The organism is Pantoea sp. E2023-21 (assembly GCF_051302795.1).
GTDB classification, from domain to species: domain Bacteria; phylum Pseudomonadota; class Gammaproteobacteria; order Enterobacterales; family Enterobacteriaceae; genus Pantoea; species Pantoea ludwigii_A.
This window is the reverse complement of sequence record NZ_CP195344.1, coordinates 3128082-3143438: the sequence shown is the minus strand read 5'-3', so window position 1 is coordinate 3143438 and position 15357 is coordinate 3128082. Positions and strand designations below refer to the sequence as shown.

General features: G+C 52.1%; 17 protein-coding genes. 10 read left to right on the top strand and 7 right to left on the bottom strand.

All coding sequences use genetic code 11. The features are described 5' to 3' along the window. Window positions 1-79: 79 nt before the first annotated feature. From ACRQ84_RS14795 to envC, 3 genes are all read right to left on the bottom strand, one after another. Window positions 80-1159 carry a glycosyltransferase family 9 protein gene (locus ACRQ84_RS14795; RefSeq protein ID WP_483816451.1) on the bottom strand — a complete coding sequence of 360 codons (1080 nt, stop codon included), beginning with the start codon at window positions 1157-1159 and terminating at the stop codon, window positions 80-82. Window positions 1160-1289: 130 nt separating this feature from the next. Next, the gene (locus tag ACRQ84_RS14790) at window positions 1290-2195 is read right to left on the bottom strand and encodes a divergent polysaccharide deacetylase family protein (protein ID WP_483816450.1); all 906 of its coding nucleotides are present in this window, start codon (window positions 2193-2195) and stop codon (window positions 1290-1292) included. A 3-nt stretch (window positions 2196-2198) separates the two neighbouring features. Continuing rightward, the gene (envC, locus tag ACRQ84_RS14785) at window positions 2199-3500 is read right to left on the bottom strand and encodes a murein hydrolase activator EnvC (protein ID WP_064741517.1); all 1302 of its coding nucleotides are present in this window, start codon (window positions 3498-3500) and stop codon (window positions 2199-2201) included. Between the two features lie 249 nt (window positions 3501-3749). Here envC and ACRQ84_RS14780 point away from each other — a divergent pair, with 249 nt between their 5' ends. The 5 genes from ACRQ84_RS14780 to cysE all read left to right on the top strand — a co-directional run bounded on the left by ACRQ84_RS14780 (window position 3750) and on the right by cysE (window position 6863). Next, entirely contained in the window at window positions 3750-4181 is a 432-nt protein-coding gene (locus ACRQ84_RS14780; RefSeq protein ID WP_007885326.1) for a rhodanese-like domain-containing protein, read from the top strand. 18 nt (window positions 4182-4199) lie between these two features. Next, window positions 4200-4454 (top strand): glutaredoxin 3, encoded by a 255-nt coding sequence (gene grxC / locus ACRQ84_RS14775; RefSeq protein WP_483816449.1) that lies wholly within the window; start codon window positions 4200-4202, stop codon window positions 4452-4454. 40 nt (window positions 4455-4494) lie between these two features. Continuing rightward, on the top strand, window positions 4495-4959 hold the full coding sequence (secB, locus tag ACRQ84_RS14770; protein ID WP_483816448.1) for a protein-export chaperone SecB: 465 nt from the start codon (window positions 4495-4497) through the stop codon (window positions 4957-4959). Beyond that, window positions 4959-5978, top strand: a complete 1020-nt coding sequence (gene gpsA / locus ACRQ84_RS14765; RefSeq protein ID WP_483816447.1) for an NAD(P)H-dependent glycerol-3-phosphate dehydrogenase — start codon at window positions 4959-4961, stop codon at window positions 5976-5978. The genes secB and gpsA overlap by 1 nt, the downstream gene beginning before the upstream one ends. Window positions 5979-6047: 69 nt before the next feature. Beyond that, window positions 6048-6863, top strand: a complete 816-nt coding sequence (gene cysE / locus ACRQ84_RS14760) for a serine O-acetyltransferase (protein WP_064741513.1) — start codon at window positions 6048-6050, stop codon at window positions 6861-6863. Here cysE and trmL read toward each other — a convergent pair. From trmL to cpxR, 3 genes are read right to left on the bottom strand one after another with little or no spacing between them, the layout of a single operon-like run. Further along, window positions 6860-7333 (bottom strand): tRNA (uridine(34)/cytosine(34)/5-carboxymethylaminomethyluridine(34)-2'-O)-methyltransferase TrmL, encoded by a 474-nt coding sequence (trmL, locus tag ACRQ84_RS14755; protein WP_064741512.1) that lies wholly within the window; start codon window positions 7331-7333, stop codon window positions 6860-6862. The genes cysE and trmL overlap by 4 nt on opposite strands. 35 nt (window positions 7334-7368) lie before the next feature. Further along, window positions 7369-8745 (bottom strand): envelope stress sensor histidine kinase CpxA, encoded by a 1377-nt coding sequence (gene cpxA / locus ACRQ84_RS14750; protein WP_064741511.1) that lies wholly within the window; start codon window positions 8743-8745, stop codon window positions 7369-7371. Next, entirely contained in the window at window positions 8742-9440 is a 699-nt protein-coding gene (gene cpxR / locus ACRQ84_RS14745; protein ID WP_064741510.1) for an envelope stress response regulator transcription factor CpxR, read from the bottom strand. The genes cpxA and cpxR overlap by 4 nt, the downstream gene beginning before the upstream one ends. Window positions 9441-9590: 150 nt before the next feature. On the opposite strand from cpxR, the gene cpxP reads away from it, so the two are divergent. The 5 genes from cpxP (at window position 9591) to ACRQ84_RS14720 (ending at window position 14405) form a co-directional block, all read left to right on the top strand. Then, on the top strand, window positions 9591-10103 hold the full coding sequence (gene cpxP, locus ACRQ84_RS14740) for a cell-envelope stress modulator CpxP (protein ID WP_483816446.1): 513 nt from the start codon (window positions 9591-9593) through the stop codon (window positions 10101-10103). 201 nt (window positions 10104-10304) lie between these two features. After that, window positions 10305-11207: a CDF family cation-efflux transporter FieF gene (fieF, locus tag ACRQ84_RS14735; RefSeq protein ID WP_483816445.1), complete on the top strand. Its 903-nt coding sequence runs from the start codon at window positions 10305-10307 to the stop codon at window positions 11205-11207. Between the two features lie 209 nt (window positions 11208-11416). Beyond that, window positions 11417-12379, top strand: a complete 963-nt coding sequence (gene pfkA, locus ACRQ84_RS14730) for a 6-phosphofructokinase (RefSeq protein ID WP_007885343.1) — start codon at window positions 11417-11419, stop codon at window positions 12377-12379. Window positions 12380-12524: 145 nt separating this feature from the next. Further along, complete coding sequence (locus ACRQ84_RS14725) at window positions 12525-13514, top strand: sulfate ABC transporter substrate-binding protein (protein WP_483816444.1); 990 nt, start codon at window positions 12525-12527, stop codon at window positions 13512-13514. Between the two features lie 132 nt (window positions 13515-13646). After that, a complete protein-coding gene (locus ACRQ84_RS14720) occupies window positions 13647-14405 on the top strand; it encodes a CDP-diacylglycerol diphosphatase (RefSeq protein WP_483816443.1) in 759 nt (252 codons plus the stop codon). An 84-nt stretch (window positions 14406-14489) separates the two neighbouring features. On the opposite strand, the gene tpiA is transcribed toward ACRQ84_RS14720, so the two are convergent. Then, window positions 14490-15257 carry a triose-phosphate isomerase gene (gene tpiA / locus ACRQ84_RS14715; RefSeq protein ID WP_008109693.1) on the bottom strand — a complete coding sequence of 256 codons (768 nt, stop codon included), beginning with the start codon at window positions 15255-15257 and terminating at the stop codon, window positions 14490-14492. Between the last annotated feature and the right edge of the window lie 100 nt (window positions 15258-15357).

Below are 15357 nucleotides of genomic sequence, written 5' to 3'. Positions count from 1 at the left end.
TTAAATTATCTGCGTTAATAAACTTATCCAGGTTGAAAGAATACTATACCAGGCTTTAGCCTAAAACCTGGTATAAATGTTATCGATCCAGGCTTTTTAACACGGCATTATAGACCTGATCTACACTAATTTTCCGCATGGGAAATTGTGGGTCATCATTGTTCTCTGGCTCAATACGGATAATCTGGTGAATATCCAGATCCTGATAAGGTCCGGTATGGCGAGGATTGGCACTTACGTACAGACTTACCGTCGGTGTTTGCGCGGTAACAGCAATATGTAATGGACCCGTATCGCCTGTAATTAATACATCAATCCGATTAATAAGCTGAAGCAGTTCTGGCAAACGCGTTTTGCCAATATAGGACGTGACGCGAGAATGATACTCTTCCGGTAGTTGCGCGAAAAAATCGCTTTCGATCGAGCGGTCTTGCCCGGCACCAGTCAGAACTAACCTGGAATCTGGAACGTTGTCAAAAATACGCTCTGCCAATTGTGCAAAGTGTTCCACAGGCCAGCGACGGTTATTTCCTGAGGCGCCCATTTGAAAGCCGACAACAGCCGAGCTTTCTGATCGGGGAACATCATTAACTTTTATCGGAAATTCCATGCGGATATCAGTGATGTCACAGCCTAATGCGCTAATAAGATTCAGCTTGCGTTGAATGATATGTGATTCAGCTCGCGGTGAGTAGAGATCAAGCCAATGATTGAACACGGGGCTATCGCTACCAAAATTATCCCTAACCAGATATTTTGAACCGCCAAGCCGCGCGCTAAGAATATCGTAGCCTAAGCTGGAGTGCAGTAGCAGTGTAAGATCTGGTTTAAAGCGGCGTAGTTTTCTGATCAAATTAGGCGCGCGGACAATTTTATTATCCCAGATAGCGACTTCATCAAACCATTTGCTGTTTTCAACCAGATCGCGGTTTTTATCGCTGGAAACCAGCATGATTTTAGCGGATGGATAACGGCGCTTAATCGCTTTAATTGCAGGTGTGTTAAACAGCAAGTCACCTAATGCCGTCGTCGAAAAAATAACGATACGCTCGAACTCATGCGTCGAGCTCAGCGGAGACTTATTCTTATCGATTTGGCTCAGTTTGGCATGCAAACTCAGCACGGTGTTAATTAGATTTATTTTCCAACGCTTTTTCATTAATACGGCTTACCCTAAAGAATCTGGCTATTCGACAGCCATAGCAGAAAATAATTTCGCGATTATAACGAAAAAAACGGCAGCCTCGTATTGAGGCTAACGCTAAAGGTCAGTTGGCATTTTAACTCGTTTACAACAATGACTCTAAACGCTTGAACAATGGGCTTTGTGCAATGCTGTCACTGACCAACTCAACAGCATAGCTCTGCGGCACTGCCGGTAACGGTTTACCTGGCTTACACATGCTCGGCGCGCGGAACCGCGGATTTGGCACCGGCTGGTTCCTGGATGGCGGCGGTGTGAGCCCCTGATGCAGCCGCTCATTCAGCAACTGGCTTGGGCGCACTAATGTGATATCTGCTGGCAATGTCGGCAACATCTGTTGCAGTACGCGCACCGTCGTAGGATGCGGATGACCAATGGCGATGGCATAACCATCGCGCTGTGCCAGTTTCACAGCACGGGTAAACTGCGTGCGGATGGAAGCTTCATCCTGGCTATCATCAAGAAACACACGACGTTTAAGCACTTTAACGTTGGTGCCTTGCGCTGCCGGAATCGACTGACTGTTACCAATCGTCATGCTATCGAGAAAGTAATAGTTGTAGTGATTAAGCACCTGCATCACTTTCTGCATGCCAGACAGACTGGACGTCATTTTGCTGCCCATATGATTATTCAGCCCGACCGCGTAGGGCACTTTGCCACTGGCTTCACGAATAATACGTTCGATTTCCGTGCTGCTCATCTCTGGCGTCAGCGTGTCTTTCTCCAGCGGCTGTTTACTGAGCGGCGCCATGGGCAGATGAATCAGCACCTCGCGACCGCCCTGATGGGCTTTGGTGGCCATCTCGCGGGCATGCGGGGCATTTGGCAGGACCGCAACTGAAATCGCGGTGGGCATCTGCAGCACCTTATTCTCTTCTTTTGGCCGATAACCGAAGTCGTCGATCACGATGGAGAGTTTACCCGCATGGGCTGAAAGTGATAGAAATAGGCCGCACAACGCGACCGAGAGCTTAGAGGGTTGAAACAAAACTTATCTTCCTAACCACGGTAGTGGATTGACGGCCTGTCCTTGACGTCGGATTTCAAAGTAGAGCGAAGGCGTGCCGCGGCCGCCACTGGTGCCTACAAGGGCGATAGGCTGTCCTGCCTTCACCTGAGCACCTACGCTCACCAGTGCACTTTGGTTGTAACCATAAAGGCTCATATCACCTTTACCGTGTTCCAGTACTACAACCAGACCGTAGCCTTGCAGCCAGTCGGCCATTAATACACGTCCATCAGCGATGGCTTTCACTTCGGTACCTTCTGGCGCAGCTACCACCAAACCTTTCCAGCGCAATTCGCCCTGCATCGATTCACCGAAGCGATGTTCAATACGTCCACGTACCGGCCAGACGGCTTGCCCGCCGGGTTTGCCCAATCCACCGGTACGCGCCATCAGCTCACGTTCACTCTGCGTAGGCTGATAGTTTGATCCTTTAGCTTTCGCCTGCGCCTGACGCTGCCGCACTTTTTCCGCCTCGCGGGCTTCACGTTCGGCACGTTCACGCGCTTCACGCTCTGCCTTAGCAATTTTGCTCTGCAGACGGCTTTCGTTCTCACGCATTTCAACCAGGTCAGCCTGATCTTTTTCCAGCGAACTCTCTAGCACGGTGAGCGTTTTCTTGCGCGCCGCGCTGGCCACTTCCAGCTTGCTTTGCTGCGTCTGTTGCTGGGCTAACAGCGATTTTTGTTGTTCCTGTTTGCCCTGCAACGATTGTCGCTGTTCCGCTAATTGCTGCTGGGTTTGCTTAAGATCGTCGATATTTTTTTGGCGCGCAGCATTGAGATAGCCGAAATAGGCAAGAATGCGCTCACTGCGCTGGGCTTCTTCACCACCGAGCAGCAACTGTAAACCATTGTGCTGTCCCTGACGGAAGGCGGCATCAAGCTGTTGCGCCAGGAGTTTTTCTTGTTGTGCCTGCTGCTTTTCCAAACGCGAAATCGAGGAGGTGACCTGCGCGATTTCACCGTCGAGGGTACTTAAACTGTTGCGCGTTTCACGCAACTGACGGCTGGCCTGCGCAATCACTTTTTCCTGACTTTGCAGCTGATCCAACAGTTTACTGCGCTGCAGTTTCTGCGCTTTCACGCTCTTTTCTTTCTCGGCGATGCCCTGTTGAATGGACTTCAATTGCGTTTTGTTGTCATCCGCGCTGCGAGCGGCAGCAGGCATTAAAAGTGTGCCCGCCAGAAGCAGACTGAGGGAGATTTCGGACCAGCGGAATGACAACGGAGACGTGATGCCGTTGTGACGGGTCCTTGTGTGTGTAACGGTCGCTTTTCCCTTCATAGTCGATAATTATTCCACGATGAACAGCCGCTTACCAGTTGGCCTGGCCGGGTTTTACTTTGCTAAAAATGTCTGCACCGAGCTTACCGGCATAAACTTTGTCTTAATTTTGCGATTAGAACACTTTTTTTGGAAAATGACGCACAAATCGTAACTCTGTCCCCTTAGCGACTGTACATGCGAAGTGGCGCAGGTATACTCAGAACCCTTGTTTTAGCTTATCAGCCCGGTTTGGAGTCGTTACCCCTCATGCAAGAAATTATGCAGTTTGCAAGCAATCACCCCATCCTCAGTCTGGCATGGGTTGCTTTACTCGTTCTCGTGATTGTGACCACCGTTAAAGGTATGTTCTCTAAAGTAAAAACTATCAGTCGTGGTGAAGCAACCCACCTGATTAATAAAGAGGACGCGGTGGTGGTAGACGTTCGTTCACGTGACGATTACCGCAAAGGACACATTTCTGGGGCTATCAACGTAGCGGCAGCAGACATCAAAAAAGAGAGTTTTGGCGAGCTGGAAAAGCACAAGTCACAACCCATAATTGTAGTTTGCGCCACTGGTCAAAGCGCGGGTGAATCTGCGGCGAAATTGAGCGCGGCGGGTTTTGAAAAAGTCTCCGTACTGAAAGATGGCGTGAGCGGCTGGAGTGGTGAAAATCTGCCACTGGTACGCGGTAAATAACTTCTTAGAGGTCACCGTATGGCGAATGTAGAGATCTACACCAAAGTCACTTGTCCTTATTGCCATCGTGCAAAGGCGCTGTTGGATCAGAAAGGCGTGTCGTTCCAGGAGATTCCCATTGACGGGAACGCGGCGAAACGTGAAGAAATGATTCAACGCAGCGGCCGTACTACGGTGCCGCAGATTTTTATTGATGCGCGGCACATTGGCGGCTGTGATGATCTTTACGCGCTGGATGGGCGTCAGGGACTTGATCCTTTACTCCAGGCATAACTTTTCGGTCAGACAATTTTAACTCACAGGATTTAGTCACATGTCAGAGCAAAGCAACAGCGAAATGCAGTTCCAGATTCAACGTGTTTACACCAAAGATGTTTCTTACGAAGCGCCAAATGCACCTCAGGTTTTCCAGAAAGAGTGGGAACCAGAAGTGAAGCTGGACCTGGATACCGCCTCTTCTCAGCTGGCTGACGGCGTTTTTGAGGTCGTTCTGCGTGTTACCGTAACGGCAACCGTTGCTGAAGAAACCGCATTCCTGTGTGAAGTACAGCAGGCGGGTATTTTCACCATCAGCGGTATCGAAGGGACGCAGATGGCACATTGCCTCGGTGCTTACTGCCCGAACATTTTGTTCCCTTATGCACGCGAATGCGTAACCAGCCTTGTGTCTCGTGGGACTTTCCCGCAGCTCAACCTGGCGCCCGTTAACTTTGATGCGCTGTTCATGAACTATCTGCAGCAGCAAGGTGAAGGCGAAGCGCCACATCAGGATGCCTGATGACTAACCTCAACGCTTCAATTAGCGTCATCGGTGCCGGCTCGTACGGCACCGCATTGGCCATTACGCTGGCCCGTAACGGCCACCCGGTTCTGCTCTGGGGCCACAATCCACAAAGCGTGGCGCAGCTGCAAGCTGACCGCTGCAATGCTGCTTTCCTGCCTGATGTTCCTTTCCCTGACAATCTCGTTCCTGAAGCCGATTTGGCTACCGTGGTTAACGCCAGTCGCGATCTGCTGGTTGTGGTACCGAGCCATGTATTTGGTGATGTGCTAACGCAGCTTAAGCCGCATTTGCGTGCCGATTCACGGATTGTCTGGGCAACCAAAGGGCTGGAAAAAGAGACCGGCCGGTTACTGCAGGACGTGGCGCGTGAAATCCTTGGGGATGCGATTCCGTTAGCGGTGATTTCCGGGCCAACCTTTGCTAAAGAGCTAGCAGCAGGCATGCCAACGGCTATTGCACTGGCAGCTACCGACGCGCAGTTTGCAGAAGATCTGCAGCAGAAGCTGCACTGCGGGAAGAGTTTCCGCGTCTACAACAATCAGGATTTCATCGGCGTGCAATTAGGTGGCGCGGTGAAGAATGTGATTGCGATTGGTGCGGGGATTTCAGACGGCATTGGCTTTGGTGCCAATGCGCGTACCGCGCTGATTACGCGAGGCCTGACGGAAATGAGCCGTCTTGGCGCCGCGTTGGGTGCGGATGCCACCACCTTTATGGGTATGGCCGGTTTAGGCGACTTGGTGCTGACCTGTACCGATAATCAGTCGCGCAATCGTCGTTTTGGCATGATGCTGGGGCAAGGCGAGAGCGTAGACGAGGCGCAACGCATTATCGGACAAGTTGTAGAAGGCTATAGAAACACCAAAGAAGTCAAAGCATTGGCAGCTCGCGTCGGCGTAGAAATGCCCATTACCGAGCAGATTTATCAGGTGCTCTATTGCGGAAAATCAGCGCGAGAGGCAGCATTGACCTTACTTGGCCGTGCAAGGAAGGACGAAAACAGCCAAAGCTGAAGCAGGATGCGCCAGCGTCACCACCTGTAGCGCCCCATCAGGCGCTTTTTTTATCGGGAGCATACAGCAATGTCGTCTGAAGAGTTAGAACTGGTCTGGAACCATATCAAAGCTGAAGCCAGAGCCCTGGCCGACTGTGAACCGATGCTGGCCAGCTTTTACCATGCGACATTGCTTAAACACGAAAACCTCGGTAGCGCGCTCAGTTACATGCTCGCCAACAAGTTGGCGAATCCTATCATGCCAGCCATTGCCATCCGCGAAATCGTAGAAGAAGCCTACCGAGAAGACCCAGAGATGATTGTCTCCGCGGCCTACGATATTCAGGCTGTACGCCAGCGCGATCCCGCGGTTGATAAATACTCCACGCCGCTGCTCTATCTGAAAGGCTTCCACGCCTTGCAGGCTTATCGCATCGGCCATTGGCTGTGGAAAGAGGGCCGCCGCGCGCTGGCTGTCTATCTGCAGAACGAAATTTCCGTCTCGTTTGCCGTGGATATTCACCCGGCGGCGCGCATTGGCCGCGGCATCATGCTTGACCATGCCACCGGCATTGTCATCGGCGAAACGGCGATCATTGAAAATGATGTTTCAATCTTGCAATCGGTGACGCTGGGCGGTACGGGTAAAACCAGCGGCGATCGCCATCCGAAGATCCGTGAAGGCGTGATGATTGGCGCGGGTGCCAAGATTCTGGGTAACATTGAAGTGGGACGCGGGGCGAAAATCGGGGCGGGTTCTGTGGTTCTTCAGCCCGTACCACCGCATACCACTGCTGCTGGCGTGCCAGCGCGCATTGTCGGCAAACCCACCAGCGATAAACCGGCGATGGATATGGATCAACACTTTAACGGCGCTGGCTTTGAGTATGGCGACGGCATTTAACCCTTGATCAGTGCGCCAGCATAATCAAGCTGGCGCCACGCTTCATAGACCACGACAGACACCGCATTAGAGAGATTCATGCTGCGGCTTTCCGCCATCATGGGAATACGTATTTTCTGCTCAGCCGGCAGTGCATTGAGAATCTCCCCTGGTAATCCGCGGCTCTCTGGACCAAATATCAAATAATCGCCTTTCTGATAGCTCACCGCGCTGTGCGCTGGCGTACCTTTGGTGGTGAGTGCAAACAGGCGCTGCGGGGCTTCTGACGTCAGAAATGCCGCGTAATTTGCGTGTTTTTTTAAGGCGGTATATTCGTGGTAATCCAGCCCAGCGCGACGCAGGCGCTTATCATCCCAGGCAAAACCTAGCGGTTCGATAAGGTGTAACTGGAAACCGGTATTCGCGCACAGACGGATGATGTTGCCGGTATTAGGTGGGATTTCAGGTTCAAATAAAACAATGTTTAGCATAAGGCCCCCAGAAACGAGGGCCGAAGCATAACAAATTATTGGCGTGCGGAGTACAGCGGCAGCCAGAGCGTGAGGCGCAAGCCGCCTAACGGGCTATCATCGGCTTTGACCCAACCGCGATGCTGCTGGACAGCCGTTTCAACAATCGCTAGACCCAATCCGGTGCCGCCTGATTCACGATCGCGCGCTTCATCAGTACGATAGAACGGACGGAATATCTGCTCGCGATCCTCTGGGCTGACGCCAGGACCATCATCATCGACGTGGATAGTGATGCCTTCAATATCCACCGAAAAGCTAACGCTGATGTGTGAGTTTGAATAGCGCAACGCATTACGCACGATATTCTCCAACGCACTCTCCAACGCATGCGGATTCCCATAAAGCGGCCACGGGCCTGGCGGATAAGGTACATCCATCAGCTTGCCCATCTGCTCGGCTTCAAATTTGGCATCTTCCAGCACGCCGTTCCACAGCTGATTAGCTTTCATCGCCTCGCTAACCAGCGCGTTGTTGTGCTGCGTGCGTGACAGCACTAGCAAATCGTTAATCATGCCATCAAGGCGCTGCGCTTCAGTTTCAATACGCTGTAACTCTTTGCCTTCACCATTACGACGACGCAGCAGCGCTGTTGCCAACTGCAAGCGGGTTAACGGCGTCCGTAATTCATGACTGATGTCAGACAGCAAGCGCTGCTGCGCAGTCATCATGCGTTCGAGCGCGCTCACCATTTGGTTGAAACTGGAACCCGCGGCCAGGAATTCCTGCGGCCCTGATTCCAGTTCCGGATGCTGACGTAAATTGCCGCTCGCCACTTCATCCGCAGCATATTTCAGTTTGCGCGCCGGACGCGCCAGACTCCATGCCAGCCACAGCAGCAGCGGCGAGCTAATCAGCATGGTGACAATCAGCAATAGCAGCGGACGATCAAACAGCAGATTGACGAAGTCGAGTTGCGAGCTGGTAGCAGGACGAATCAGATAGAGCTGATAGTTGTCTTCGCCATCGCGGACGGCGAAGGGGCCCACCATCTCAACGCGACCATACTTCTTCTTCTGCGGATGATCGGCATTATCAGACTGGCCAATGAAGTTGCGAATGATCTGCATTTCGTTGTGCTGCGCGCCAATCACGCGGCCTTCGCTGGTAACCAAGAGTAAACGCTGGCCGGGCGGTGCCCATTTATCGATGGAGCGGAACAGCCGACGCCACCACATCAAGTCGTTCGGTGGATCCTGAGACAATTCCGCTTCAACGTGCTGTTCAATCATGGTGCCCTGACGCTGCTCGCTTTCCAGTAACGCTGTCATCTGGCGCGAATCGAGTTTGGGTACCATTAAAACCAGCATCAACACCAACGCTAGCGTGAGCCAGAAGATGGCGAAGATGCGAGTAGTTAAACTTCCTATCATGATACCGAAACCATCAGATAGCCGCGTCCGCGCAGGGTTTTAAACCACGGATGACCATCACGACGTTCCGGCAATTTACGACGCAGGTTAGAAATGTGCATATCGATAGCACGGTCAAACGGTGTCAGACGTTTGCCTAACACTTCCTGACTAAGATGCTCACGTGATACCACCTGACCCAGATGCTGTGCCAGCAAATAGAGCAGAGTGAATTCGGTGCCGGTGAGATCCAACGTTTCACTATCGAAGCTGGCTTCCTGACGACCTGGATTCAGGCGCAGGCAATCCACTTCCAACGTTGGCGAACTGTTGTCGTGCTGTTGCTGCTGCTCGCTCCAGTTTGAACGGCGCAAAATGGCACGGATACGCGCCACCAGTTCGCGATCGTTAAACGGTTTCGGCAGATAGTCGTCCGCGCCGAGTTCAAGGCCGAGAACGCGGTCCAGTTCGCTGCCACGTGCAGTCAGCATAATGACCGGAGTTTGGTGCTGTTGGCGTAGTTCTTTCAACGTGTCGATACCGTTCTTCTTCGGCATCATCACATCAAGTAAAAGCAAGTCCACGGTGTTGTCTAACAGGTTAAGCGCCTGCTCACCATCGCTTGCCACAATGACTTCAAAACCTTCCATCTCAAGCAGTTCTTTAAGCAGCGAAGTTAATTCGCGGTCGTCATCAACCAACAGGATTTTATTCATTTTTTATTGCCCTCCGCAGGCAAAATACCGTGTTCCTTGACTTGCAATCCAACGCTTTACGTAGTTTTACACCCCCTGACGGATGTTTGCAGCCACCGCCGTACACTGGCTCTCGTTGAATCGCAAAACGGAACGAACTGGGAGTTAACGATGCGCTACTTAACCGCCGTCGTCATTGCCTCAGCGATGGTTCTCAGTCACGCCAGCGCCGAAGCAGCAGACACGACGACGATTGACGAGATGCATCAGAACAGCGGATTGACGACAGGCAGTATGACGCAAAATCCGCAAAGCTACATGTTCGATGGCATTGAGCTGACTGAACAACAGCGGCAACAGATGCGAGACCTGATGCAGCAAGCGCGACACGAACGCCCAGCAATCAGCGTTCAAGATATAGAAACTATGCATGACCTTGTCATTGCAGACAAATTTAATGAATCGGCTATCCGACAGCAGGCAGAGAAACAAGCCCGCGCAGCAGTAGAGCAGCAAGTCGAGATGGCTCGGGTTCGTAATCAGATGTACCACCTGCTAACGCCTGCACAGCAAGCGACATTGCAGAAGAATTATGAGCGACGATTGGCTGAAGTTCGTCGACTCTCAGGATTGCAGCCATCATCACCGCTGCAAGCAGTGAGTAGTACCAGCAGTAACCAGTAACATAGTATCCCTGTTTTCCTTGCCATAGACACCATCCCTGTCTTCCCCCGCATGATGCGGGGGTTTTTTTTGCCTGTTATTTCTCTCTAACATCATTGCCTTAAAATTCAACCATGCAGCACACTTCTGCCGATGATAAGGTTTAGCCATCTTACGACGAAAAGGCCGTACCTTTGATATGTGCGACCTGCGAGGCATGGCATGGATTCTTCCTATGCAAAGTTAGTCAATCGGGCGGCGCTGGCGGCGACCACGCTGGCCACGGTGCTGTTAATTGTGAAAATATTTGCCTGGTGGCATACCGGTTCAGTCAGCATGTTGGCGGCGTTGGTGGATTCCTTAGTGGATATCGCCGCTTCACTTACAAACTTGCTGGTGGTGCGCTATTCGCTGCAGCCAGCCGATGATGATCACACCTTCGGCCACGGTAAAGCGGAATCACTCGCCGCACTGGCACAGAGCATGTTTATCTCCGGATCGGCGCTGTTTCTGTTTCTCACCGGCATTCAGCATCTGGCATCGCCCGAAACCTTGCATGCCCCGCTGGTGGGCATTGTGGTGACGGTGATTGCGCTATTTTCCACCCTGACGTTGGTTGCCTTTCAGCGTTGGGTGGTGCGTCGCACACGAAGTCAGGCGATTCGTGCGGACATGCTGCACTATCAATCTGATGTGGTGATGAACGGCGCAATATTGGTTGCACTCGGTTTGAGCAGCTATGGTTTTGTACGGGCGGATGCTTTGTTCGCGCTCGGCATTGGCGTTTATATTCTCTACAACGCCTTGCGGATGGGTTATGAGGCCGTGCAGGCGCTGTTAGACCGCGTACTGCCTGAGCATGAAACGCAGGAGATTATTAACGTGGTGACCAACTGGCCTGGCGTACGCGGCGCGCATGCGCTACGCACACGACAATCAGGCCCCACACGTTTCATCCAGTTGCATCTGGAGATGGAAGATCAGTTACCGTTGGTGCAGGCGCATCAGGTGGCGGATCAAATTGAGCAGGCGTTACTAAAGAAGTTTCCCGGTTCAGACGTGATTATCCATCAAGATCCCTGCTCTGTTGTACCGAGCAATCAACACGGCTTTTTTCAAGGTTAGCGATTTAAAATCATGCAATTACACAAAAAAAGTGACGTAACGCTAACAACTCTGTAAAAAATTAGAGAAAACTTGTCTGACCTGAATCAATTCAGCATCAAGCCTTTGATATACTATTCTGCAACTATTAAGCCATGCGATCGCGAGCTGGTCCACGCCGGACACATGGCAGGAATAATCCTTAGTTTTTGAACAATCCAGAGGTTGTCATGATCAAAAAAATCGGAGTATTGACCAGCGGCGGCGACGCCCCAGGCATGAACGCAGCCATTCGCGGAGTTGTACGTTCCGCGCTGAGTGAAGGACTGGAAGTTTTTGGTATTTACGACGGCTATCTGGGATTGTACGAAGATCGCATGATTAACCTCGACCGCTACAGCGTGTCAGACATGATCAACCGTGGCGGCACTTTCCTCGGCTCCGCACGCTTCCCAGAATTCCGTAACGATGAAGTGCGCCAGACCGCGATTGATAACATGAAAAAGCGCGGTATCGATGCGCTGGTGGTTATCGGCGGTGATGGTTCCTACATGGGTGCGAAGCGCCTGACCGAAATGGGCTTCCCGTGCATTGGCTTACCGGGCACCATCGATAACGACGTGGCGGGCACCGATTACACCATCGGTTATTTCACTGCGCTGGAAACCGTGGTTGAAGCGATTGACCGCCTGCGTGACACCTCATCTTCTCATCAGCGTATCTCCATCGTCGAAGTGATGGGCCGTTATTGCGGCGATTTAACGCTGGCGGCAGCCATTGCCGGCGGTTGTGAATTCATCGTGTTGCCAGAAATCCCGTATACCCGTGAAGAGCTGGTTTCCGAGATTAAGGCGGGCATCGCCAAAGGCAAAAAACACGCCATTGTGGCGATCACCGAGCACATCTGTGATATCGACGATCTGGCTCACTTCATTGAAGCTGAAACCAAACGTGAAACCCGCGCGACTGTGCTGGGTCATATTCAGCGTGGCGGCGCACCTTGTGCTTATGACCGCATCCTCGCCTCGCGCATGGGTTCTTACTCTATTGAGCTGCTGCTGCAAGGTTATGGCGGGCGTTGCGTCGGTATTCAGAACGAGAAGATGGTGCATCACGACATCATCGACGCAATTGAAAACATGAAGCGTCCGTTCAAACGTGACTGGCTCGATACCGCGAAAAAACTCTACTAATCATTCAGCACTAAGGCGCGATGAGATTCGCGCTTTTTTATACCTGCACATATTCCACACGGTTATAACAGCTTATTTTTAATTCTTTAATCCATGGATAAGTTTGTGTCAGTCTTGTTCTATAACGACCTCGGGAGAGCAAGCAATGAATAAGTGGAGTATTGGAGTCACCCTGTTACTGGCTTCAACCAGTGTTCTGGCAAAGGATATTCAGCTGTTAAACGTCTCTTACGATCCTACCCGTGAGCTGTACGAGCAGTACAACAAAGCATTTAGCGCGCACTACAAGCAGGAAACCGGCGACAACGTGGTGATTCGCCAGTCGCACGGCGGATCGGGTAAACAAGCGACCTCCGTGATCAATGGCATCCGTGCTGATGTGGTTACGCTGGCGTTGCAATCCGATGTGGATGCTATTGCTGACCGTGGTCGTATCAATAAAGATTGGATTAAACGCCTGCCGGACAACTCCGCGCCATACACCTCGACCATCGTGTTCCTGGTGCGCAAAGGCAACCCCAAAGGCATTCATGATTGGCCAGATCTGATCAAACCAGGCGTTTCCGTTATCACGCCAAACCCGAAAACGTCGGGCGGCGCACGCTGGAACTATTTAGCTGCATGGGGTTGGGCACTGGATCAAAACAGTGGCGATCAGGCTAAAGCCCTGGCTTACGTGAAATCGCTGTTTAAGAACGTTGAAGTACAGGATTCCGGCGCACGTGGTGCGACTAATACCTTCGTAGAACGTGGAATTGGTGATGTGCTGATTGCGTGGGAAAACGAAGCCTATCTGGCGGTGGATAAGCTGGGTAAAGACAAGTTTGAAATTGTCACCCCAAGCGAATCGATTCTGGCAGAGCCAACGGTTTCGGTGGTGGATAAAGTGGTCGACGAGCAGGGCACCCGTAAAGTGGCCGAAGATTACCTCAAGTATCTCTATTCGCCGGAAGGCCAGACCATTGCCGCAGAGAACTTCTACCGTCCACGTGACGAAACGGTAGCCAAGAAGTTTGCGAATAAATTCGCGCCGGTGAAACTGTTCACCATCGACAGCAAGTTTGGTGGCTGGACACAAGCCCAGAAAACCCACTTCGCTGATGGCGGCAGCTATGATCAGGTGATGAAACCTTAACGACTCCAGAAACGGCCAGCGATAATGCTGGCCGTTTTTTTATGCCTAATGGAAGGCAATACGGATTAATCCGTGACTTTCATCACCTGCCAGGCGAGGATGCTGGCAGGTGATGAACAGAGGATTCGGGCTATGCAGGGCAGTCGTCGTACCCTGAAGTTACTTACCGTGTTATTGGTGCTGCTCATTGTCGGACTGATTGCCTGCGCCATCCATTTCCAGAAAAATTCCAACGCCTTGTGGCAGATCATCAGTGAAAAGTGTGTGCCAAATATGGCGGCGAATGGCAAACCTGCACCTTGCCAGCAGGTGAACCGCGCGCAGGGATACGTCACGCTGAAAGATCTCAACGGTCCGTTGCAGTATCTGCTGATGCCGATCGAAAAAATCACCGGCATGGAAAGTCCCATCATTCTTGAGCCCGTTACGCCGAATCTTTTTGCCGAAGCCTGGCAACAGCGTGCATTACTGGTGCAGAAGCTCGGCGCGCCGATCCCAGATAGCGCGCTGTCGCTGGCAATCAATGCCCAATATGGGCGTACCCAGAATCAGCTGCATATTCATATCTCTTGTCTGCGGTCGGATGTGCGTCAGCAACTCGATGCACTGGCACCAAAGCTTAATGCGCAATGGCAAAGCGAAACGCTGCGCAAGCATCGTTATTGGGTGCGCACGCTTTCAACGACAGAACTGGCGGAGCAGAGTGCGTTTATCCGTCTGGCGAATGAAATCCCGTATGCGCGCACGGAGATGGGGAAATATGGTCTGGCGCTGGCGCAGCTGCCGGATGGTCGCTTAGCCCTGCTGGCGTTGGAACGTAACTGGCTCAAACTGAACAGCGGCTCGGCGGAAGAGTTGCAGGATCATAACTGTGGGATTTTGGCGCACTAACGCTTTTTCGCAGGATCGCCTTGAATGGCGGCCAATAAAAAAGGCGGCTAATCAGCCGCCTTTTTCTGCATCGAAAACGTTACGTTACGCGTTTTTCGCAGCTGCCGCCGCTTTCACGATCACTGCGAAAGCATCTGCTTTCAGTGAAGCGCCGCCAACCAGTGCGCCATCAATATCGGGCTGGGTGAACAGCTCAGCGGCGTTTTTGTCGTTTACCGAGCCGCCGTACTGAATGATCACTTGCTGTGCGATAGCAGCATCTTTCTTCGCGATGTGGTCACGAATGAATTTGTGCACGGCCTGCGCCTGCGCTGGAGTGGCTGATTTGCCGGTACCGATCGCCCAAACTGGCTCGTAAGCGATAACCGCGCCTTCGAACGCTGCAGCGCCCTGCGTTTCCAGCACGGCGTCGATCTGACGTGCGCACACTTCTTCAGTTTTGCCCGCTTCGTTTTCTGCGTCAGTTTCACCGATGCACAGAACCGGCACCAGGCCAGCTTCTTTCACTACGGCAAATTTCTTCGCGATGAACTCGTCGCTCTCTTTATGGTAGGTGCGGCGCTCAGAGTGGCCGATGATGATGTATTTCGCGCCAACGTCTTTCAACATGTCTGCGGAAGTTTCGCCAGTGAATGCGCCAGACAGATTAACGTCAACGTTCTGAGCACCCAGAGCAATGTGGCTACCGGAAATGGCGTGTTTTGCCAGGTCCAGATAGATGGCTGGCGGTGCAATCGCGACGCCACAACCATCAACACCAGACAGCTCTTTGCGCAGGCCTTCAATCAGCTCTTTGGTGATCTGCTTGCTACCGTTCAGTTTCCAGTTACCCATAACCAGTGGATGTCGCATTCTTTCCTCCGCATAACGCGATTCATGAAATAGCGCTGCCATCGGGCAGCGATGTCTGCGAGACAGTATAGAGATCAAATGGATTGCTGGCTTTGCTTTT